We start from the raw sequence: 21,392 nt of genomic DNA, 5'->3' as shown, positions 1-21,392 counted from the left end.
AATTGCTCATGTACATTATTCGCCCTATCCGATCGAGTGATTATGACGCCCTGTATGCAGTAGCAGAAGAATCCGGCATCGGCTTTACGTCGCTGCCGGTCAACGAAGGCCTGCTCAAGCGTAAAATCGGTAAGTCACTGGAAGCGTTCAGCCGCGATGTGTCTGCGCCTGGCAATGAATCCTACCTGTTCGTTATGGAAGATATCGTTACCGGCGAAGTCGTCGGTACAACGGGTATCGAAGCCGCGGTCGGCACTGACGATGCTTTTTACCACTACCACCTGGGTAAGGTGGTACACGCGTCCCGTGAACTCAATATCCATAACACGGTTGAGATCCTCACCTTCTGTAACGACTACACCGGCGTCAGCGAAATCTGCACGCTGTTCTTGCGGGAAAATGCCCGTAAGGGCGTGAACGGCCGGTTCTTATCCAAAGTACGTTTTTTGTTTATGGAAGAACACCGCGAGCGTTTCGCCGAAATCGTGATTGCCGAAATGCGCGGCGTCAGCGACGAAAATGGCAGCTCGCCTTTCTGGGAGTGGCTCGAGGAGCACTTCTTCTCCATGGACTTCCCCACCGCAGATTACATGACCGGCATTGGTAATAAGGTTTTCATTGCCGAGCTGATGCCGAAATATCCGATTTACGTCAATCTGCTCAGCCAGGAAGCCCAGAACGTTATTGGTAAGGTTCACCAGAAAACCGAACCGGCGCTGCGCTTATTGCAGGAAGAAGGTTTTAGTTGCCGCGGTTACGTCGATATATTCGACGGTGGCCCAACGGTAGAAGCTCGCCTTAGCCATATTAATACCGCCCAGCGTAGCCGCCGTGCCACTGTGCATATTGACGACCAGTCAGCCGCCCAGGACGGTGAATTATGCTACATCATCAATACTAAAATCGCCGATTTCAGAGCGGTGGTTGCCGATGTCAGTTTCGATGAACAGACCGGCCAGGCAGTGCTTTCTCACAAAGCTGCAGCGTCGTTAGACGTGGAAGAAGGCGACTCAATTCGGTTCGCGAGCGTTAAGCCCCGCAACTGATATCAATACATAATTACAACAGCATCAGGACAGAAATCATGCAACAAGCCATTCATTTTATTAATGGGCAGTGGGTTGCCGGAGAAGGTTCTCCAATTACTTCGGTCGACCCGACCAAAAATCAAACCTTCTGGCGCGGCCAGGCCGCCTCAGCTACCCAGGTAGACAGCGCCCTCAACGCCGCCCGCGCGGCGCTTCCTCAATGGTCGGCCAAAACCGTTGAAGAACGCCTGTCACTGATTAAAAAATTTGCCGAATTGCTGGGCGAAAATAAGCAACAGCTGGCAGCACTGATTGCACAGGAAACCGGTAAGCCGCTGTGGGAAACCGCCACCGAAATTGGCGCCATGATTGGCAAAATTGCCATCTCAGAAAAAGCCTACTTCGAGCGCACCGGCACGGTTGAAAACCCAATGCCGGTGGGCAAAGCATTTATTCGTCATAAACCCCACGGCGTGGTAGCAGTTTTCGGGCCCTATAACTTCCCGGGGCACCTGCCCAACGGCCACATCGTGCCAGCTCTCATCGCAGGTAACACCGTCGTGTTTAAACCCAGTGATTTAACCCCGGCAGTTGCTGAAGCGACCGTTAAACTGTGGGAACAGGCAGGTATTCCGGCGGGCGTTCTAAACCTGGTTCAGGGTGAAGTGGAAACCGGCAAGGCGCTGGCTTCACATCCGCAAATCGATGGGCTGTTCTTTACCGGCAGCTCGCGCACCGGGAAGATTCTGCACGAACAGTTTGCCGGCCATCCCGGTAAAATCCTGGCACTGGAAATGGGTGGTAACAATCCGCTTATCGTTACTGAAGTGGCCGACACTAAAGCCGCCGTACACGACATTATCCAGTCTGCGTTTGTCACCTCCGGACAGCGTTGCACCTGTGCCCGCCGCCTTTTTATACCGGCCAATGCCGCCGGTGATGCGTTAGTAGAAGCCCTGGTTAATGCCACCCGCAAGATTTCGGTGGGTCATTACGACGCTGAGCCACAGCCCTTTATGGGCGCTATGATCAGCGCAGGCGCAGCAAAAGGAATGGTAGCAGCCCAACAACAGTTGTTAGACGCTGGGGCCAAAGCACTGATACCGCTTAAACACCTTGATGAGCAAACGGGCTTAGTAACACCGGGGATCCTAGATGTCACCACCATTGCCGACACGATGGAAGATGAAGAACACTTTGGTCCGTTACTGAAGATTATTCGCTATAGCGATTTTGATACCGCTATTGCCCAGGCTAACAACACTCGCTTTGGCTTATCGGCCGGACTATTAAGTGACAGTGAAGCCGATTATCAGCATTTCTTTGCTCACATCCGGGCCGGGATCGTAAACTGGAACCGCCCAATAACCGGCGCCAGCAGTGCTGCGCCCTTTGGCGGTATTGGTGAAAGTGGGAATCATCGCGCCAGTGCCTACTATGCGGCAGACTACTGCGCATACCCTGTAGCCTCAGTTGAGCTGGATAAAGTGACTTTACCCGGTACCCTGAGCCCTGGATTAGAATTAGAATAAGGACAGAAATTCGTTATGCATAAGACAACCGATAGCCTGTTTTCGGCGCTCTGGAACGATTACGTTAGTATTACTCCCAGTGCGCTGCGCATTCATAAGCTGCTGGCCGGTGAGGAAAACAGCCCGCTGATCGTCAACGACCACGTCGCGTTTCGAACCTTTGCACTGGATAAAACCCGCCTCTCTCATTTGGCTGAGCATTTTCTGGCACTGGGTTACGAAGCGAAGGGCGACTACGACTTTAAAGCAAAAAAAGTCACCGCCCAGCACTTCGAACACCCGGATCCAACAGTGCCTAAAGTGTTTATCAGTGAACTGCGGGTAAATGAGTTTTCTGCCGAAACACAGCGCATTATCCATGCGCTGGTAGAGCAAATGCCGGCCAGCGCAGTAGATGCCGAAAACTTTCTTTACTCTGGCCGTCACTGGCAGCTTTCCACCCAGGAATATCAATCGCTCATCAGTGAATCTGAATATGCCGGCTGGCTGGCCGCCTGGGGCTTTAGGGCCAATCACTTTACCGTGAGTGTGAACCACCTGAACAACATCGACACCCTGGCCGATGTAAACACCCTGCTCAAAGAAGCCGGTTTTGTATTAAATACGTCTGGTGGAGAAATCAATGGAGGGGAGTCAGTCTACCTGGCTCAGTCATCAACTATGGCTGATGACTACAATCTGGCCTTCAGCGATGGCAGCCTGAATATTCCCAGCTGTTTCTATGAATTTGCCCAGCGTTACACTATGCCGGATGGCAAGCTTTATCAGGGCTTTGTAGAAGCGTCTGCCGATAAGATTTTCGAAAGTACTAACGCACGTTAATCTTGTAAAATACAGCCGGGCGATTGGCTCCCGGCTGTGTTTACTTAACCATGCGCCAACCCTGAGTATGCTTCAGTATGAACTGATCGTAAGGGAGCGGTTTTTCAAACAAAAATCCCTGGTAATTATTAATACCTATGGCTTCAAGCAGGGGCAGATAAGCCGCGTTATCAATTCCCTCCATAATGACTTCCAGACGCAAACTGTCGAGCATTTTAAAAATGCCATTTAACAGCGAACGCGCCCGTTCAGAGCCATCTATCCCTTTTACCAGACTGCGGTCGAGCTTTATCACATCAAAGTCAAACTTGCGCAAATAGCTAAGCGAAGAAAAGCCTGAGCCAAAGTCATCCAGCGCGATAATAAATCCATGCGCTTTTAATGCTGCCAGTCCTTTTATTGCAGCAGTTTCATCCTGAATGAAAATAGACTCGGTAATTTCAATTTCCACCAGCTCAGGCGAAACAAAATGCTCAGCACAAATGGCTGCGGCATTATCAGCAAAGGATTCGCTCAACAGCTGATTGGCACTGATATTCACCGACAGCGGCAGACTAATGCGTTCGGTCTCAAGCATACTGATATATTCGCAGGCAGACTCCAGGGCAACCAGCCCGATATCCATATCCAGACCGTATTGCTCAGCCAGCGGAATGAAGACGCCAGGACTAACGATGCCGTGTAATGGCGAGAACCAGCGGCATAACAGCTCAGCACCAATCAAGCTGCCAGCTACGTTATATTTGCCCTGCAAATAAAACTCCAATCCTCGGTTGCGAATGGTCCTGCGCAAATCACTGAGCAGGGAAACCTGTTCTTTCACATGTTCAGCCAGGCCCTCGTGGTATTCAAAGATACGGCCCTTACCGCTTGTTTTGGCCCGGTACATGGCCACATCCGCGTTCTGAATGATCGAATCGACGCTATCAGCGTCCTCAGGATAGGAGGCTAAACCGATACTGGCCGACAAGGTAAGTTCGGTTTTCCCACTTCTGAACATTTGCTTTTCTAACAATGCAATTGCTTTGTTGTTAAATTGATGGAAAGTCTGTTTGTCTAAGCCTGGGCAGGCAATAATAAACTCGTCACCTCCCCAGCGGGTGACTACAGCGGAGGCGGGAAACGTCTTTTTTAGCAGGCCCGTAACAACCTGTAAGCACTCATCTCCCAACTCGTGACCGGCAATATCATTGATTTGTTTAAAGCCATCCAGGTCGATGAACGATAATTCGAAACGTTGTTCCTCAGCTACCAACTTCTCCAGTGCACTGCGTAACCCTAACCGGTTCTTCAAACCGGTGAGATCGTCATGATTGGCCAGCACGCGAAGCCGTTGTTCGTTTTTCTTACGTTCACTGATATCACGCAAGGTGGCAATTAAGTAAGAAGAAGTCTGGTGCCTGGCTTCAAAAACCGCCAGAGAAACGTCAACCGTAATTTTCTCACCATCACAGGTAGTGAGCTCGGTTTCAAACCTTTCCTGGCGAGTCTGGGTAATTCGCTCCAGCGGTTCCCTGGCATCGCGGAGAAAGCAATCCAGCCGCAGCTTTTCGGCGGTCTCAGTATCACCAAGCCTGGCTAATCGCCTGAACGCCTCGTTAGACTCGGTAATTTGCAGGCTGGTAGACAACACCAGCATGGGTTCTCTGGAACTGGAAAAAGCGGAAGCCATTAGCTGAAAAGACTGCTCTGCCTGATGTTCGCGGGTTTTATCCTTAGCCATACCAACGATGTAGGTGGCGGTACCGGTTCTATCTCGCTCCAGCACCTTGCCACGGGCCCGGGTCCACTGAAAACCACCCACCCCACGGATCCTGCAAATCAGTTCGATATCGTCGCTTTCACCATTCACCGCCATAGACCAGCCCAGCTGTACCTGAGGTAAATCATCTGTGTGCACACGACGCATCAGGGCGATGGCATTTTGTTTAACTTCACGCAGTTGCTTCTGGCGTAAACCGAAGGAGCGAATGATGAAAACATCTTCCTCTGCATGCCACTCAAAATAGCTTTCCTGACTCGCCCATAGCGCCAGCTCAAGCTTTTCCTGGTCGCTACGACTTGTGGTCAGCGCATCATAAAGGGCCCGGCTCTTTTCTGTGAGCAGGGTTTCGGCTTGTTTTCTGGCCGCCTTTTCCCGCTCCAGTCGTCGGGTCAGACTGGCAACTCTGGCTGCGGGGGATGACATATCATTCACGATGCGATTAATTTAACGTCTATATGATAAGTATGCGGTACCTCGGTTGGCGTCACCTGATGCTCAACCCGCTGCGAGAAATATGCGGCTGCGCCGTCTATAAGCCCCTCAGCAAGGGCGTAAAGATCGTGCATGGAATGATATTCCATCTTAATCATATCGGGAGCTCGTTCCAGCACTTTAAACGAAGGCAGATCGGCGTCAGGGTACAACTTCCTCACCTGCACATGGATATCGTCATCCAGGCAATCAAGGACCTCCAGCACCGATTGGCGGTTGGCCATCATCCCGGCATGGCCTGCCGATAACACCGTGAACAGATATTTGCCATAATCGTAAAGTAATGCGTTCAGTGGTCGGCCGGTCTTATTGACCAGCACCACCATAATTTTTTGTAGCTCACTGAAGGGATAATACCCTACAGCGGTAAAGGCACCGTCATTCTCCAGGTTAGCCGCAACCAACACTTCATCGGCAAACTCAGGTGAAATATTCTCCTCGAGCATTTCTACCAGCGACGTAAACACGATTCCAAGCATAAAAACTCTCCCTAAATCCACGGTTAAGTGTAGAAGAAGTCGCTGAAAGCGCACAGAATTTGTCCGATAAAAGAGGATTTTTAGACTAAAGTTCTTAGCTGTAGAGAGACGAGTTACAGAAAATCACGCGCCCTGTGGAGCGAGGGCGCTTGATTTGGTTAGATTTCGATATCGACCTGGTCGACGCGCTGTAACCCGCGGGGGAGTTTATTACCGCGACGGCCGCGTTCGCCCTGATAGTGCACCAGATCGTCAGCGCTCAGGGTCATACTCCGTTTACCCGCAGTAATTTTTACTGCCGCGCCTTCCGGTACAACCGCGAGCACTTTGACATATTCCTCGTGAATTTGTGCTTTGGCCGATGGGATGCTGATAAGCTTATTGCCTTTACCTTTACCCAGACTCGGCAAATCCCGCAATGGAAACAGCAACATGCGACCCTCGTTTGAAATGGCCATGCACCAGTCGGTCTCCAGGTTATCCACCCGCTGCGGGGCAAGCACTTTGGCACCAGTCGGCAGGTTCAGGTAAGCTTTACCCGCTTTGTTTTTACTAATCATATCAGCAAAGGTGCCAACGAAACCGTAACCAGCGTCAGAGGCCATCAGATACTTTCCATCATCGGCGCCCATGACGACATGACTAAACTGCTCGCCTGCCACCACACTAAAGCGACCGGTGAGCGGCTCACCCTGGCTTCGGGCCGATGGTAAGCCATGCGCATCACAGGAGAATGCCCGCCCTGAAGTGTCGAGAAATACCACTGGCTGATTACTGCGCCCCTGAGCACTGGCGAGGTACTTATCGCCTGACTTATAACTTAAGGCCTCAGCATCAATATCATGCCCTTTGGCACAACGTGCCCAGCCTTTGTCGGATAGCACTACGGTAACGGCTTCACTTGGCACCAGCTCTTTCTCACTCAATGCCTTAGCTTCAGCTCGTTCCACAATAGGTGAACGGCGGTCGTCACCATAGGTTTCAGCATCCTGCAGAATTTCTTTCTTAATCAGGGTTTTTAAACGGCGGTCGGAACCGAGCAACTGCTGTAGATGGTCACGCTCTTTTTCCAGTTCTTCCTGCTCACCCCGAATTTTCATTTCTTCGAGCTTGGCAAGGTGGCGCAGTTTTAATTCCAGAATGGCTTCGGCCTGCTTATCACTCAGACTAAAGCGGCGCATTAACTCCGCTTTCGGTTCATCGTGGAAGCGGATAATTTCAATCACCTCATCAATATTCAAAAAGGCAATCATTAAACCTTCAAGAATATGCAGCCGGGCCAGCACTTTATCCAGGCGGAATTGCAAACGACGGGTGACGGTATCTTTTCTGAATACCAGCCACTCACTCAGGATAGTTCGCAAATCCTTGACCTGCGGCCGGCCATCCAGGCCAATCATATTCAGGTTAACGCGGTAACTTTTTTCCAGGTCAGTGGTGGCAAACAGGTGCTGCATCAATTGTTCGGTATCCACCCGGTTAGAACGTGGCACAACCACCAGCCGCGTAGGATTTTCATGATCTGACTCATCGCGCAAATCACTGACCATGGGTAACTTTTTGGCCTGCATCTGGCCGGCAATCTGTTCCAGAATTTTGGCGCCGGAAGACTGATGCGGCAGTGCAGTAATAACGACATCGCCATTTTCTTCATGATACTTAGCGCGCATTTTGATACTGCCACGCCCGGTCTCGTAGAGCTTACGAATATCACTGCGCGGGGTAATAATTTCGGCATCGGTGGGATAGTCAGGGCCCTGAATATCCTCGAGTAACTCCTGTAACTCAGTTTTGCTGTTATCCAGCAATCTGGCACAGGCATTAGCCACTTCACGCACGTTATGCGGTGGAATATCGGTGGCCATCCCCACGGCGATACCGGTTACCCCATTAAGCAGGATGTGTGGTAATCGCGCCGGCAGCACCTGCGGCTCATTCAACGTCCCATCAAAATTCGGGATCCAGTCGACGGTTCCCTGCCCCAGCTCCGACAACAGTACTTCACTGAATTTAGACAGCCGTGCCTCGGTATAACGCATGGCGGCAAACGACTTAGGATCGTCCGGTGCACCCCAGTTGCCCTGCCCGTCGACCAACGGATAGCGATAGGAAAAAGGCTGCGCCATGAGGACCATAGCTTCGTAACATGCCGAATCACCATGAGGGTGAAATTTACCCAGTACATCGCCCACGGTACGGGCGGACTTCTTGTACTTTGCTGTAGAACTAAGGCCCAGATCGGACATCGCATAAATAATCCGCCGCTGCACGGGTTTGAGGCCATCTCCAATGTTGGGTAAGGCACGGTCCATGATGACATACATGGAGTAGTTCAGATAAGCGTCTTCAGTAAATCGTCGAATGGGGAGCTGTTCGACACCGTCTTGGTTAATGGTAATTTCGTCGCTCATGGGTACTGTTTTATTCTCGTCTTATTATTTACACCAATCCGCCGTGGGAGTGTGAGTTGCCGCAATGGATCTCACCCCATTGTGAGTGAATCCGCCATGAAGCGCAATAGATCATCGCCGTCACCCCGGGCAGATTAATCCTTATTCAATCAAGCTTTTGCAGACGAGCCAAAGTTAGGGTTTAATAAGCGTTCGGCAACCGCCATCTGTATTTAAAGGCGCACACATTTTGATCGGCAAATTCTCGGTTATCCGCTGGTTACTCCTGCTTATCTGGCTCAGCCTGCCAGTGCACGCCGGTGTGCATCTGTATGACGGCGAACAAACCCAGCTGCTGGCCGACAACTTCGCTATTCAGCATGAACAGGCTTCGCCCTTTACTATTAGCGAAATCCTTAAACGTCGCCACGAGTTTATTTACCAGGCGGATAATAACCCCAACTATGGTTTCAGCGATAAAGGCCTGTGGTTGCATGCTGAACTGTCCAACCTTTCGCATAACACCGACTGGGTATTCTCATTAAACTTCAGTCAGCTCGATACGGTTGATTTTTACCTGGTCATTAACAACGAGGTGGTATCACAGAGCCACCAGGGCAAACTGCAGCGCGAACAGCTTTACCGCGTGCCGACCTTTAATACCAGCATACCCATTGGTGAAGAAGCTGAACTATTTATTCGCGTACAAAGTGATTCTTCCAGCCTGATCGCGCCAATTTATGTCATGTCTGAGACGGCCGAAATTCGCATCAGCCAGGTGGATAACCTCATCTGGGGCCTGTTTTATGGCGGACTATTCATCCTGGCCATCTATAACCTGGTGCTCTATTTTGGTTCCCGTGAGCCAAGCCTGATTGCCTATGTGGCTTATATCGTTACCGTGCTGGTCTGGCAATTTGTGTGGGGCGGTCATATCGATTTTTTCTTTGCCGATACTTTGTCACCACTACTGTCTCCCTATACGTCACTGATATTCTCATTGATAGGCATTAGTTCCGGTATTTTCTCGCTGATCTTCCTGGAAACCAAAACCAACTCACCTTCCATGCATCCGATGGTTGTGGCCTTTTTGTGGTTACAGGGCTTTATGGGGCTGGCTACGCTGATCGATATCTTCCCACCGGTGTGGGAGCATAACCTGGTGTATGGCATTGGCATGTTGTCGATTACCAGTTACATCGCCGCGGGTTTTGAAGCCTATGGTAAACGCTACAAACCGGCGCGCTATTTTATTTTCGCCTGGGGTATTCTGGCCACCGGCGCCATTGTTGGCATGCTTAGTCTGGTAGGTATTTTGCCCTCGAACCTGCTTACCACCTACTGTTTTCAGGTGGCGGTATTCTGCGAAGCCGGCCTGTTTTCAATAGCTCTGATGGAAAAAAGCCGCAGCCAGCTTGAAAACGAAGTCAGCCAGGCCACCGACGAACTGCGCCATAATATGGAGCTGATAGAAGAGCAAAACGCCCGGCTCGACATCGCCCGCAAAGACGCCATTAAAGCCAGTAATGTTAAGTCACAATTTCTGGCCAACATGAGTCACGAGATCCGCACCCCCCTGAACGCCATTTTAGGTTTCAGTAAAGAACTCACTAACCTGACCCTGCCGGTGGATAAAATGGAACAGGTGCGGATCATCAACACGGCGGCCGACAACCTGCTGACTATTGTTAATGACGTGCTGGATTTCTCAAAAATCGAAGCCGGTAAACTGCAAATCAACAACCAGCCTTTCTCACCCAACTCTTTGATTGAAGAGATGGTAACCATTATGTCGAAATCGGCACACATGAAAGGACTGGAGTTTATTCTTGAACTGGGCCCGTTACCGGAAAAACTAATAGGCGACGTCTTCCGTATCCGGCAAATCCTTAACAACCTGCTAAGTAATGCCCTCAAGTTTACCTCGTCGGGCTATATCAAACTTGCGGTTGAAGGTAAGGCGCTGCAACACGGAATTCATGAGCTGGAAATTAAAATCGAGGATACCGGGATTGGTATCAGTCGCAAGGATAAGAACAAGCTGTTCAGTGCGTTTTCACAAATCGATGACGCGCTTAACCGTAGCTACCAGGGAACCGGCCTGGGCCTGGTGATATGTCAGGAACTGGTTAAGTTAATGCGCGGTCACCTCACCCTCAAAACCGCACCAGGACAAGGCAGTACCTTTACCGTAGTGCTGCGAACCAACCAGTTAAGCCAGCGTTACGCGCTCTCACCATTACCTGAGTGGCTTAACAAACGGGTATTAATTTTTGATCCGCACCCCCAGAGCCGCCGCGCCAGTGCGCAAATGATGATTAGTCTCGGGGCAAGGGTATATTGCGTGGAATCCATTGCCCATCTTCAGGCTGTTGACGAAGAGTTTGATTACCTGTTTGCCACCCTGCCAACGCTGAAAAAATCCGCTCGTGAGCAGATGCTCGAAGCCTTGTGCGTATTTAGCGCCCGCAAACGAATCCTATGGTACTCAGGTGACGAACCGCTGACCGACTTCCCGGCCTATACAGAGGACTTTGAAGCTCAGGTAAGAATGCCACTCACCATTACCAAGCTCGAGGGGATTGTTCACGGCAATATTAAAGAAAAAGCCTCTTCCCAGCAGAGTAAGCTCAACACATTGCCCAAAGCCCGTATTCTGGCAGTGGACGATATGGACATGAACCTGAAATTGCTGGATACCTGGCTGGCTGATTCACCGGTGCAACTCAGCTTATCCACCAGTGGTCAGGACTCAGTGAATCGCTGTAAAAATGAAGAGTTTGATTTGATCCTGATGGACGTTCAGATGCCGGGAATGGATGGCATTCAGGCTACCCGTCACATCCGCAAAACGCCCCTTAATGCCGGAACGCCAATCATTGCCGTTACTGCCCATGCCTTTAAGGAAGAGCAGGAACGCCTGCTATCATCCGGTATGGAAGATTATCTGCCCAAGCCCATTGAGTTTTCCACACTAATCACCCTTATCAAACGCTGGTGTCAGGGCGTAGACAGTAGCGCCATGGCGCTGCCAACCCTGGACTGGCAACTGGCCCTCAAGCGTGCTAATCAGAACCGGGACCTGGCAATGGAACTACTTCGTGAGTTTATTGCTCATCTACCGCAAGCGGCAGAAGTGATCAGAAGTGAATGGGATGCCCGCCATTACAAGGGCGTACAGGATGAGATCCACCGCCTGCACGGCGCCTGTTGTTATACGGGTGTGCCTAAACTCCAGGCGCTGGCTAATGAGATGGAATCAGCGCTAAAGCTGGGAAATCATTATGAAGTAGCAGAAATGCTGCCAACCATCATTCTGGAATGCGAAATCGCAGCCGCCCAGGCTGACAAGTTCATTCAGGATAACGGAGCCTTTAATTCACGCTAAGCCTGTTCGCGTAACCGCGCTACCTGACATTCGCGCAACAGTCCGACAAACTCGCCCGGCTCACGGTCTAATTCGCTGGCAGAAATAAACACGTCGTAGCCCAGCGCATTTCTAACCGCCGTCATGCGATTAGCCAGGATGGCCTTGATGCCGGTTAAGGTCTCACCGTTCTCCAATACGAAGGGTTTATCTTCAAACAAACTGCTACTGTAGCAGCCGCCGGTCGAACAGGATTTGTCCTGTGCGTGCACCATCAATGGCCGTTGTTCAATAATGATGTGGGAGGCCAGACGTGGCGAGATGGTGGTTAAGAATTCGTCGTACCGTTTTAGTTTAAAGCCCACCAGTTCCAGGGTGTCATGGTCCAGCCCGCGACTCACCCGGGGGCAATCCACCCGCTGAATATCGTCCCAGGCAATATGCCATTGCCCACAGCGATGCTGGTAGCTCACTTTATCGCGGCCGATAGCCAGACTATGCGGCGGCTCCCGTAATTTAAACCAGCCCACTAAAATGGTAACAATGCCACCACTTACCGCAAATATGAGGGGTAAAAACAACCAGTCTGGACTCAGACTCAACGCTAGTGAAGCAATCAGCAATACGGCTACGCCAATCAGCAGTGTGGTAAGACCGTTGCGTTTAGCGGTAGAACGGATAAAAATGTAATCATCGCTGGAAGACATAGAAATACACCACAAACATTAATATTGTCCAAATCACATACAGCCGCATACGTTTACAAAACGGGCAGTTCGTTGACCACCAGCCAGTCTTGTTTTTGCTCCCCTTCCCTGAGAACTCAGTCTGACTCTGCTTCGTCATTTTTTTGGGCTTAGGCATACGCTGTACTGTTCATTTAAACGACGGATTTAAGTAAATAGTTTATCATGCCCCCGGCGCAACGCTGAGGGAATATATTTAGCCGCCAATATTGGCAAGATTTACGCACAGGGATATGATTCCCCGCAACGATAATCCGCACGGCAGTTAGCGATTTTTGCTACACTAGCCACAAATCAATGAGGCCGCAGCTAAATCTATGTCGAGTTTCACCGGTAATCATATTCTTTCTGTCTCTCAGTTCGATCGTGATGCGATAGAACTGGTCTTTAGTGTCGCCCAAAGCATGGAACCCTACGCCAGACGTCAAAAGAGAACTACTGTTCTTGATGGTGCAATTCTTGGCAACCTGTTTTTTGAGCCCAGTACCCGAACACGGGTAAGCTTTGGTACTGCCTTTAATCTACTTGGCGGAGAAGTGCGGGAAACCACCGGCATGGCAAACTCCGCGCTGGCTAAAGGGGAATCCCTGTACGACACAGCCCGGGTTCTTAGTGGCTATTCCGACATTATCGCCATGCGCCATCCGGCTGCCGGCTCGGTTGCTGAATTTGCAGAAGGCAGCCGGGTGCCAGTGCTAAACGGCGGTGATGGTGCCAATGAACATCCCACTCAGGCCTTACTTGATCTGTTTACCATTAAGCGTGAACTACAGTTCAATAACAAAAGCATTGATGGCCTGCACATTGCCATGATTGGTGACTTACGTTACGGTCGAACCGTGCACTCCCTGTCTAAACTGCTGTGCTTGTTCAAGAACGTCCGTTTTACTTTGATTTCACCCAAAGAGCTGGCAATGCCGGACTACATTCTGGAAGCTATCGAAAATGCCGGCCACTCATTAAAGGTCACCGACCAACTGGAAGGGAATATGGACGCCGATATTTGTTATCAGACCCGTATTCAGGAAGAACGCTTCCCTTCACAAGACGAAGCCAATAAATACCGCGGAAAATTCCGCTTAAATCAGTCGATTTACACCCGGCATTTTCAATCTAAAACCGTTATTATGCATCCGTTACCGAGGGATTCCCGTACCGAGGCTAACGAGCTGGATAACGACCTCAACCTCAACCCTAATCTGGCGATTTTCAGACAAACCGACAACGGCGTATTAGTGCGCATGGCGTTATTCGCTCTCACGCTCGGCGTGGAGAATCTGGTGAGTCAATACGAAAAGCCTGTCATCTGGTATAGCAATAAGAGCTAAAAACATTATGCAACGATCCGAACAACTATTTGAGCGCGCCCAACTTTCTATTCCCGGTGGCGTAAATTCACCTGTGCGAGCCTTTAAAGCAGTCGGCGGAACACCGCGTTTTATTGAGAAGGCAGATGGCCCGTATATCTATGATGTGGATGGCAAGCGCTACATTGATTATGTGCAATCATGGGGCCCTATGGTACTGGGTCACAACAACGACAAGATCCGCGAAGCGGTTATCCATGCCGCGGCTTCGGGTTTGAGCTTCGGTGCGCCCACTGAAGCTGAAATTATCATGGCCGAAAAAGTGCGTGAGATAGTGCCATCAATGGAAATGGTCAGAATGGTGAACTCAGGCACCGAAGCCACGATGTCAGCCATTCGTCTGGCGCGTGGTTACACTGGTAAAAACAAACTGGTGAAGTTTGAAGGTTGTTATCATGGCCACGCCGACTCTTTGCTGGTAAAAGCCGGCTCAGGCGCACTTACTCTTGGCGTACCGAGCTCTCCGGGCGTTCCAGCCGATGTTGCACAGCACACCTTAACCGTTGAATACAATAACCTCGATAGCGTTAAGGAGGTGTTTGCTGAAGTGGGCGACGATATTGCCTGTATCATTGTTGAGCCGGTTGCCGGTAACATGAACTGTATTCCCCCCGTCGATGGCTTTTTACAAGGCCTGCGCGATATTTGTGACGAACATGACGCGGTACTGATTTTTGACGAGGTGATGACTGGCTTTCGGGTAAGTCGAGGCGGCGCGCAGGAGCGCTATGGCGTCACTCCCGACCTCACTTGCCTGGGCAAAGTCATTGGTGGCGGTATGCCGGTGGGTGCATTTGGTGGTAAAAAGTCCATCCTCACCCATATTGCGCCAACCGGCCCTGTCTATCAGGCGGGTACCTTATCAGGAAACCCTATCGCCATGGCGGCGGGTCTGGCAGCGATGGAACAAATAGCCGAGCCTGGCCTTTATGAACCTATTTTCAACAGCACCAAAGCGCTGGTTGAAGGGTTTCAGGCCATCGCCGATGAACACGGCATCCCGTTTACTACCAACCACGCAGGTTCAATGTTCGGCCTCTTTTTCACCGACGTAGATAAGGTTGTGAACTATCAGCAGGCGATAAACTGCAATCAGGAACGCTTTAAGCAGTTTTATCACGGCATGCTCGACGAAGGTGTATATCTGGCTCCGGCCTCTTATGAGGCCGGCTTTGTGTCTAAGATGCATACTCAGGACATTGTCGACGCCACACTTGCGGCGGCGCGCAAAGTGTTTGCCAACCTTTAAGCTAACAGGCGGTGCAGGAAACATGCAGGGATGACGCTGCTTTCCACGGGTTTTGTTTGCGTAACGGTACTCTACGCCGGGATTGTTACTCTGCTGCTTATCAGGCAGAAACGGGTTACCCTGCGAATTGCCCGGGCGGCGACCCGCGTTATTCCTGAACCGGTCATTCGTAACGATGATAGCGAACAACGCTTTCTGGAAAAGGCTGATGAAGCCATGCGACTGAATCAGACTTTCCAGAAATTTGTGCCAAAACAGTTTGTCGACCACTTCGCCAAACATGGTATCGACACCCTCGAACTCGGCCGCGCCGACGAAGACGAAGTGGCCATCCTGTTCTGTGACATTCGTGGGTTCACCGGCCTGTCGGAGAAAATGAAACCTCAGGAGTTAATGAACTTCCTGAATTCGTATTTTTTGCGCATGAACGACCCCATTCACCAAAATGGCGGCTTTATCGATAAATTTATCGGTGACGCCATTATGGCCCTGTTTGATCACCCCGGCGGAAATGGTACCGACAAGGCCACCGATGCGGTGAATGCAGCGCTCGACCTGCAAAAAGCCCTTAGCGTGTATAACACCCACCGGGCTAAATCCGGCTATGAAGGCATTCGGGTTGGTGTAGGCGTTCATATTGGCCCGGTGATCCTGGGCACCGTGGGTAGCGATGACAGAATGGATACCACCGTGATTGGCGACAGCGTGAATATCGCCTCTCGTCTGGAAGGACTGGCGCCGAAATATCACGCCGATATTGTTATCAGTGCGCAAACACTCAAAGCCATTAGCCATAAACAGCAAATAGACTGCCGGGTGCTGGATATGGTCAGAATTAAAGGCCGCCAGGCTCCGGTTCGGGTTTATGAAGTCCTTAACCACCTGAGTGAGGATGCCCGTAAACAAAAGCTTATCGTGGCCCCCTATATTCGTGATGGCTTGGCTTGCCGTATTACCAGAGACTTTCAGGAAGCGCTCAGCCATTTCAATAAGGCTTTGCTAATAGCTCCCGACGATCGACTGCTGCATCATCATATTCATACCATTGAAACTCTTATGCATACTGACCTCCCGGCCGACTGGGATGGCGCGGTAGCACATTAATCAACCGGAAGGTGAAATGAATAATTACGATATACAAACAATTTTTCAATGGCTTATCCCCGTGGCTATGATCATGACCGTGGTGGGGTTTATGTTAGGTAAACGTAAGACCGACAAACCCATACTGACTGCGCTGTCTCTGGGTATTTCCGTATTCGTGCCGATTGTGGCGATTGTTTATCTAATCTATCTGCTTAATAAACCTGATCATCAGGCTGCAGCAAAATAAGCAGCTTATGCCGGCCCACAAAAAAGCCGGACGGGAAGTGGAAACCCGTCCGGCCTAAGCAGTTAACCATCACCGCTTAGCAATAGTTGTGTGGCTGATTAAACATGCTCAGTAGAACGCAGTGCCTGGATCCGCTGTTCCAGCGGCGGATGACTCATAAACCATTCTGAGAAACTGCGTTTACCAGCAATACCAAATGCCATCATCGTGCCTTCCAGCTCGCTTTCCCGGTTAGACTTGAGTCGCTCAAGCGCAGCAATCATTTTTTGCTTACCTACCAGTGAAGCGGATCCCGCATCAGCACGGAACTCACGTTGACGAGAGAACCAGAACACCACCACACTGGCCAGCGCACCAAAAATCACTTCCAGAATGATAACCGTGAATAGATAAGCGAAACCGCCAACGACCTCACCATCTTCATCGTTTTGCATCAGGTTGCTGATTAAGCCTGCAACCACCCGGGCCAGGAAAATCACGAAGGTATTTACCACGCCCTGAATAAGCGCCAGGGTAATCATGTCGCCATTGGCTACGTGAGATACCTCGTGGGCCAGCACTGCCTCAGCTTCTTCCTGCGTCATGTTTTGCAGTAAGCCTGTCGTCACCGCAACCAACGCATTATTGCGATTGGCACCCGTGGCAAAAGCGTTGATTTCCGGCGAGTCATAAACCGCCACTTCCGGCATGCCGATACCCGCTTTTTGGGCCTGACGTTTTACGGTCTCCAGCAGCCATTGCTCAGTCGCATTACGCGGCCGGTCAATGACGACAGCGCCGGTTGAGCGCTTTGCCAGCCACTTCGACATCAACAGTGAAATAAACGAACCACCAAAACCAAAAACAGCGGCAAATATCAGTAAGCCGCCCATACTCTGGCTGTTAATACCCAGCACGGCAAACACCACACTGAGCACAATCCCGAGTACCAGTACCACGGCCAGGTTTGTGATCAAAAACAGCACTACACGTTTCATAAAAGCCTCGCTAAACAAGAAACGAAAATTAACACTGTGCATTATACAGGGTCATTCGCTGTAAGTTAAAATCGTATATAACTTACATTTAGTCAGGTAATTACTGATTAAAAAATACCCGGCACTGGTATCAGCTTCGCAGGGCTTTTACCAGTTGCAGAACGGCAGGATGAGTGAGTTTACGCTCCGGAGAAATCGCGTAGAGTTGCTCCGTAACACGGTTGATCACGCCGACTTTGAGCAGACCAAATTGTTTTTCAAGCTGAGGCGCTAATAACAATGGGGCAGAGAAAGCGCCCAGCCCTTCCTGCGCAAAAGCCAGCATCAGCGCGCTGTCGTCAAATTCCGCCGTGATATCAGGCTGAATATCCTGAGTGCTGAACCATCCCAACAACTGTTGTCGAATTAACGACTTTTTGCCTTGCAGCAGAAAGGGGGCGTTATGCAGTGAGCGGGGAAAATCCTGACTTAGTGCGTCGTATTTATCCGCGGCCGCATATACTGCCATGGGCGATTCGGTGATTAAGTGGCTGTATGCCTTAATGTGACTACCAGTTTGAATGGGCTGATCGGATAACACCATATCCAGACGATTAACCGCCAGCTCGCCGAGCAAAGAGGTTAGTTCTCCCTCCCGGCACACCAGCTTCACCGGTAACTGTAAGACCGGCTTAAGCATTTCGTAGACCAGGGTTTTGGGCAGCACATCGGTAATCCCCACGGTAAAGCTTTGCCACTGATTGTGCTGCTGATTAAGCACCGACTTAAGTTCTTCTCCGAGCTGAAAAATATCTGCCGCATAGCCTTGCACCAGTATACCCAGCTCGGTGGGTATCAACCGCCGGGATTGACGGGTGAACAATGATGCGCCAATGGTATCTTCCAGCGCGCTTATCTGGCCACTGATTGTTTGCGGTGTGATATGCAGTAATTCGCTTACCCTGGCAATAGAGCCATGCTCAGCCACCATGTAAAAGTAATACAGCTGGTTGTAGTTAATTGGCGTCATAAGCAGGTGGTCAAAGCTTGGCCTGGGCTTTAATAAACGCGATGGATGGTGCGAAAAACGCGCAGCCTGTCTCGGCAGCGGTGTAATCGAGCCAGCGGTCGTATTCGCCGTCGCCACTGCCGTACACCTGACTGTGCAACATCCTTTTAAAGGGTTGAGAGCTGGCTGCGCAGGTAACCGAAAACATACCCTGCGATGTCATATCGCCGTAAGGCATGCCCTGCTTGAGCAAGTCAGCTTTACCCTGCTCTGTGGCAATAATGCTGGCCCTGACGCTGTGAGAAGAAGGATTACACTCCACACTGGGCAGGTTATGCTCCCTGGTAGTGCCCATGATCTGTTCCTGCTGTCGGTCAGACAGGCTCAACCAACGGCGTAAATCGTGTCTGAAACGCTGCACATGCACATAGCTACCACCGGCAAAGCCGTTGTCATCATCTTCAATAATGGCAACTTTAGCTCGCTGTAGGCCCCGGGGATTGTCCTGGGCATACAAATAGCCATTAAGATCGCGACCGTCCAGATAGCGGAACCCCTGTATCTGTTCCACCAGCTCTACATGGATCCGCAGCAGTTCCATGATCTCCAGGCCAATGGCATAACAAATATCAATGCGGTCAGCGCGAATCTGAATAAACAGATCGCAGGGCGTGGAGGGCGCTACGCGGTCTTCGCTTTGCATATCCGGAAACGGCGTTAGTTCAACGGGAATAGGGCCGGGATAAAGTTCACTCCAGTAATTACTGCCCACGGCAATGACCCCTGACACCATGGCTTCGTAGTGTTCATTATCGTAATAATCAAGCACTTCCAGTGCCCTGCCCAGCTTGGCCCGGACAGCCTGTGAATCGTCGTCAATCACATTGAACAACAAGTACTGCGCATGCAGATTGGGTTCAGCACAAATACCTTTTTGTGGTTGCGACATAGTCTTCCCGTTGTTTTTATCGTTATCGACCGGTGTTGTTATTTAGTACCCGGCAGCCTGACCATCTTTGCGGCTTTCTGATGCGCCATAGTATATCTGCTTATCGGCATCATACATAATCGCTTGATAGCCACCGTAGATCCCCAGTTTATTTTCCAGTTTGTGGCCTCTTTCCAATAACTCTCTTTCAGTGCTCAGCGAAAAGCCACGCTCCAGACTAATCGAGCCACCGTCTTTCATTAAGGCGCCGGTAGGACTGCTTGAGCCACTGTGAATAAATCGGGGCGCATCACCAGCCTCCTGCAAATTCATACCAAAATCAATAAGATTGACGATTATTTGTGCATGCATCTGGGGCTGCGTGGCACCACCCATTACACCAAAGCTTAACCAGGGTTTATTGTTGCGTGTGACCATTGCCGGAATAATGGTATGAAACGGACGTTTACCCGGCTGATATTCATTGCTATGGCCGGGCTCCAGGGTGAATAACTCACCACGGTTTTGCAGAATAAAGCCGAGTCCTGACGGGGTCATGCCAGAGCCCATGCCGCGATAGTTACTCTGAATTAACGACACCATATTGCCGCGGCTGTCGGCAACGGTGAGATAGACGGTGTCGCCGTCGATAACGCCGGCATCATAGCGATTGGCCGCCTTTAGCGGATCGATAAGTTTACGGCGCTCCCGAGCGTAGTCTTTGCTGATAAGCGGGGCTACCGGGATATCGTTAAATGCCGGATCGGCGTAATACTTAGCCCGGTCTTCAAAGGCCAGCTTTTTTGCTTCAACGAAAGTGTGAATATAATCGGCAGAATCCAGCCCCATACCTTCGATGTCGTACTGTTCCAGAATATTCAGGATCTGCAGCGCGGCAATGCCCTGACCGTTTGGCGGTAATTCCCAGACATCGTAGCCACGGTAATTCGCCGACACCGGTGTCACCCAGTCAGAGGTGTGAGTAGCCAAATCCTCATAACTTAAATACCCGCCCTGCTCTTTCATGTAAGCCGCAATCACCCGGGCAATGTCACCTTTATAAAACGCATCCCGGCCGCCGGTAGCAATTTTTTCGTAGGTCGCAGCCAGCCCCGGGTTTTTAAACACATCGCCCTTTTGCGGCACTTTTCCGCCCGGCATGAAAGTGGGTGAAAATCCCGGGTAATGACCAATTCGGTCGACATTCATCTGCCAGTAATATGCCACCAGCTCGCTAACCGGAAAGCCGTTACGAGCGTAACGAATTGCTGGCGACAACAATGAGGTCATGGGTAAACGGCCAAAGCGATTATGCAGCTCAAACCAGCCATCTACCGCGCCGGGCAACGGCCCGAAGGATGGAATTTTAGTTAGTCCTGCGGCGGAGAACACCTCTGCAGTCAGGGATTGGGGTGACCGCCCGGACGCGTTCAGCCCGTATAGCTGTTTAGTCTCTGCATCCCAGACAATTGCAAACAGGTCGCCACCAATTCCGCTACCGGTAGGCTCGACAAGGCCCAGCATGGCGTTTGCTGCAATGGCTGCATCAATGGCGCTGCCGCCTTGCTTAAGGATATCCAGGCCTACCTGAGTTGCCAGCGGCTGACTGGTCGCCACCATCCCTTCCCGGGCAATCACTTCGGAGCGGCTGGCAAAAGGTTTGCCGGTAATTCTGTCATAGGCACTGGCAGATACCGTCATCACCAACCCCACAACCACGCAAGTCAGCTTAATTCCCATGCCTTTTACTAAACTCAACCTCATTATTATTACGTTACCCTTGTTACTGTGAGTGTCTGGCTGTCTGTAAGAATTACCAGCCCGGCGTGAATGCTTTGCCTAAGATAACATAGTATTACAATCCTTCACTTTTTGCTGAAAAACCAAACACCTTTAAATACGCGGGCTGCACAACAACCACCCGGCACA

At 50.7% G+C, this 21,392-nt stretch carries 16 protein-coding genes; 8 read left to right on the top strand and 8 right to left on the bottom strand.

The window, feature by feature from the left end; all coding sequences use genetic code 11:
* Positions 1-8 precede the first annotated feature (8 nt).
* From astA to AC566Q_RS01600, 3 genes are read left to right on the top strand one after another with little or no spacing between them, the layout of a single operon-like run.
* A complete protein-coding gene (astA, locus tag AC566Q_RS01610; protein ID WP_499612937.1) occupies positions 9-1,046 on the top strand; it encodes an arginine N-succinyltransferase in 1,038 nt (345 codons plus the stop codon).
* Positions 1,047-1,084: 38 nt separating this feature from the next.
* The gene (gene astD, locus AC566Q_RS01605; RefSeq protein WP_499612935.1) at positions 1,085-2,560 is read left to right on the top strand and encodes a succinylglutamate-semialdehyde dehydrogenase; all 1,476 of its coding nucleotides are present in this window, start codon (positions 1,085-1,087) and stop codon (positions 2,558-2,560) included.
* Positions 2,561-2,575: 15 nt separating this feature from the next.
* Positions 2,576-3,382, top strand: coding sequence for a DUF1338 domain-containing protein (locus AC566Q_RS01600; protein ID WP_499612933.1), 807 nt, complete (start codon positions 2,576-2,578; stop codon positions 3,380-3,382).
* Positions 3,383-3,422: 40 nt separating this feature from the next.
* Here AC566Q_RS01600 and AC566Q_RS01595 read toward each other — a convergent pair whose 3' ends face one another.
* The 3 genes from AC566Q_RS01595 to parC all read right to left on the bottom strand — a co-directional run bounded on the left by AC566Q_RS01595 (position 3,423) and on the right by parC (position 8,529).
* A complete protein-coding gene (locus AC566Q_RS01595; protein ID WP_499612931.1) occupies positions 3,423-5,570 on the bottom strand; it encodes a putative bifunctional diguanylate cyclase/phosphodiesterase in 2,148 nt (715 codons plus the stop codon).
* Positions 5,571-5,575: 5 nt separating this feature from the next.
* Entirely contained in the window at positions 5,576-6,118 is a 543-nt protein-coding gene (locus AC566Q_RS01590) for a heme NO-binding domain-containing protein (RefSeq protein WP_499612929.1), read from the bottom strand.
* Positions 6,119-6,276: 158 nt separating this feature from the next.
* The gene (gene parC / locus AC566Q_RS01585) at positions 6,277-8,529 is read right to left on the bottom strand and encodes a DNA topoisomerase IV subunit A (protein WP_499612927.1); all 2,253 of its coding nucleotides are present in this window, start codon (positions 8,527-8,529) and stop codon (positions 6,277-6,279) included.
* 232 nt (positions 8,530-8,761) lie between these two features.
* On the opposite strand from parC, the gene AC566Q_RS01580 reads away from it, so the two are divergent.
* Entirely contained in the window at positions 8,762-11,896 is a 3,135-nt protein-coding gene (locus AC566Q_RS01580) for a hybrid sensor histidine kinase/response regulator (RefSeq protein ID WP_499617326.1), read from the top strand.
* Here AC566Q_RS01580 and AC566Q_RS01575 read toward each other — a convergent pair.
* The gene (locus AC566Q_RS01575) at positions 11,893-12,582 is read right to left on the bottom strand and encodes a DUF2982 domain-containing protein (protein ID WP_499612925.1); all 690 of its coding nucleotides are present in this window, start codon (positions 12,580-12,582) and stop codon (positions 11,893-11,895) included. The two genes, AC566Q_RS01580 and AC566Q_RS01575, sit on opposite strands and share 4 nt — an antisense overlap.
* 356 nt (positions 12,583-12,938) lie before the next feature.
* On the opposite strand from AC566Q_RS01575, the gene AC566Q_RS01570 reads away from it, so the two are divergent.
* The 4 genes from AC566Q_RS01570 to AC566Q_RS01555 are packed head-to-tail and all read left to right on the top strand — an operon-like array spanning position 12,939 to position 16,570.
* The gene (locus tag AC566Q_RS01570) at positions 12,939-13,949 is read left to right on the top strand and encodes an aspartate carbamoyltransferase (RefSeq protein ID WP_499612923.1); all 1,011 of its coding nucleotides are present in this window, start codon (positions 12,939-12,941) and stop codon (positions 13,947-13,949) included.
* A 7-nt stretch (positions 13,950-13,956) separates the two neighbouring features.
* Positions 13,957-15,237 carry a glutamate-1-semialdehyde 2,1-aminomutase gene (gene hemL, locus AC566Q_RS01565; RefSeq protein ID WP_499612921.1) on the top strand — a complete coding sequence of 427 codons (1,281 nt, stop codon included), beginning with the start codon at positions 13,957-13,959 and terminating at the stop codon, positions 15,235-15,237.
* Positions 15,238-15,267: 30 nt separating this feature from the next.
* Positions 15,268-16,341 carry an adenylate/guanylate cyclase domain-containing protein gene (locus AC566Q_RS01560; protein WP_499612919.1) on the top strand — a complete coding sequence of 358 codons (1,074 nt, stop codon included), beginning with the start codon at positions 15,268-15,270 and terminating at the stop codon, positions 16,339-16,341.
* 16 nt (positions 16,342-16,357) lie between these two features.
* Positions 16,358-16,570 (top strand): hypothetical protein, encoded by a 213-nt coding sequence (locus AC566Q_RS01555; RefSeq protein WP_499612917.1) that lies wholly within the window; start codon positions 16,358-16,360, stop codon positions 16,568-16,570.
* A 98-nt stretch (positions 16,571-16,668) separates the two neighbouring features.
* Here the strand turns inward: AC566Q_RS01555 and htpX are convergent, their stop codons facing one another.
* From htpX to ggt, 4 genes are all read right to left on the bottom strand, one after another.
* A complete protein-coding gene (gene htpX / locus AC566Q_RS01550) occupies positions 16,669-17,547 on the bottom strand; it encodes a protease HtpX (RefSeq protein ID WP_499612915.1) in 879 nt (292 codons plus the stop codon).
* 130 nt (positions 17,548-17,677) lie between these two features.
* A complete protein-coding gene (gene nhaR, locus AC566Q_RS01545; RefSeq protein ID WP_499612913.1) occupies positions 17,678-18,556 on the bottom strand; it encodes a transcriptional activator NhaR in 879 nt (292 codons plus the stop codon).
* A 10-nt stretch (positions 18,557-18,566) separates the two neighbouring features.
* The gene (locus tag AC566Q_RS01540; protein WP_499612911.1) at positions 18,567-19,484 is read right to left on the bottom strand and encodes a Dyp-type peroxidase; all 918 of its coding nucleotides are present in this window, start codon (positions 19,482-19,484) and stop codon (positions 18,567-18,569) included.
* 42 nt (positions 19,485-19,526) lie between these two features.
* Positions 19,527-21,203 carry a gamma-glutamyltransferase gene (ggt, locus tag AC566Q_RS01535; protein WP_499617323.1) on the bottom strand — a complete coding sequence of 559 codons (1,677 nt, stop codon included), beginning with the start codon at positions 21,201-21,203 and terminating at the stop codon, positions 19,527-19,529.
* Positions 21,204-21,392: the final 189 nt, after the last annotated feature.

Source organism: Alteromonas sp. H02 (genome assembly GCF_059682525.1).
The sequence above is the reverse complement of the archived record's forward strand: the minus strand, read 5'-3'. Positions and strand labels throughout refer to the sequence as shown.

What these genes read in the sequence shown, in the direction of transcription:
- astA (WP_499612937.1), top strand. Translation starts at nt 9, where the DNA reads ATGTACATTATTCGCCCTATCCGATCGAGTGATTATGACGCCCTGTAT.
- astD (WP_499612935.1), top strand. Translation starts at nt 1,085, where the DNA reads ATGCAACAAGCCATTCATTTTATTAATGGGCAGTGGGTTGCCGGAGAA.
- AC566Q_RS01600 (WP_499612933.1), top strand. Translation starts at nt 2,576, where the DNA reads ATGCATAAGACAACCGATAGCCTGTTTTCGGCGCTCTGGAACGATTAC.
- AC566Q_RS01595 (WP_499612931.1), bottom strand. Translation starts at nt 5,570, where the DNA reads ATGTCATCCCCCGCAGCCAGAGTTGCCAGTCTGACCCGACGACTGGAG.
- AC566Q_RS01590 (WP_499612929.1), bottom strand. Translation starts at nt 6,118, where the DNA reads ATGCTTGGAATCGTGTTTACGTCGCTGGTAGAAATGCTCGAGGAGAAT.
- parC (WP_499612927.1), bottom strand. Translation starts at nt 8,529, where the DNA reads ATGAGCGACGAAATTACCATTAACCAAGACGGTGTCGAACAGCTCCCC.
- AC566Q_RS01575 (WP_499612925.1), bottom strand. Translation starts at nt 12,582, where the DNA reads ATGTCTTCCAGCGATGATTACATTTTTATCCGTTCTACCGCTAAACGC.
- AC566Q_RS01570 (WP_499612923.1), top strand. Translation starts at nt 12,939, where the DNA reads ATGTCGAGTTTCACCGGTAATCATATTCTTTCTGTCTCTCAGTTCGAT.
- hemL (WP_499612921.1), top strand. Translation starts at nt 13,957, where the DNA reads ATGCAACGATCCGAACAACTATTTGAGCGCGCCCAACTTTCTATTCCC.
- AC566Q_RS01560 (WP_499612919.1), top strand. Translation starts at nt 15,268, where the DNA reads ATGACGCTGCTTTCCACGGGTTTTGTTTGCGTAACGGTACTCTACGCC.
- AC566Q_RS01555 (WP_499612917.1), top strand. Translation starts at nt 16,358, where the DNA reads ATGAATAATTACGATATACAAACAATTTTTCAATGGCTTATCCCCGTG.
- htpX (WP_499612915.1), bottom strand. Translation starts at nt 17,547, where the DNA reads ATGAAACGTGTAGTGCTGTTTTTGATCACAAACCTGGCCGTGGTACTG.
- nhaR (WP_499612913.1), bottom strand. Translation starts at nt 18,556, where the DNA reads ATGACGCCAATTAACTACAACCAGCTGTATTACTTTTACATGGTGGCT.
- AC566Q_RS01540 (WP_499612911.1), bottom strand. Translation starts at nt 19,484, where the DNA reads ATGTCGCAACCACAAAAAGGTATTTGTGCTGAACCCAATCTGCATGCG.
- ggt (WP_499617323.1), bottom strand. Translation starts at nt 21,203, where the DNA reads ATGGGAATTAAGCTGACTTGCGTGGTTGTGGGGTTGGTGATGACGGTA.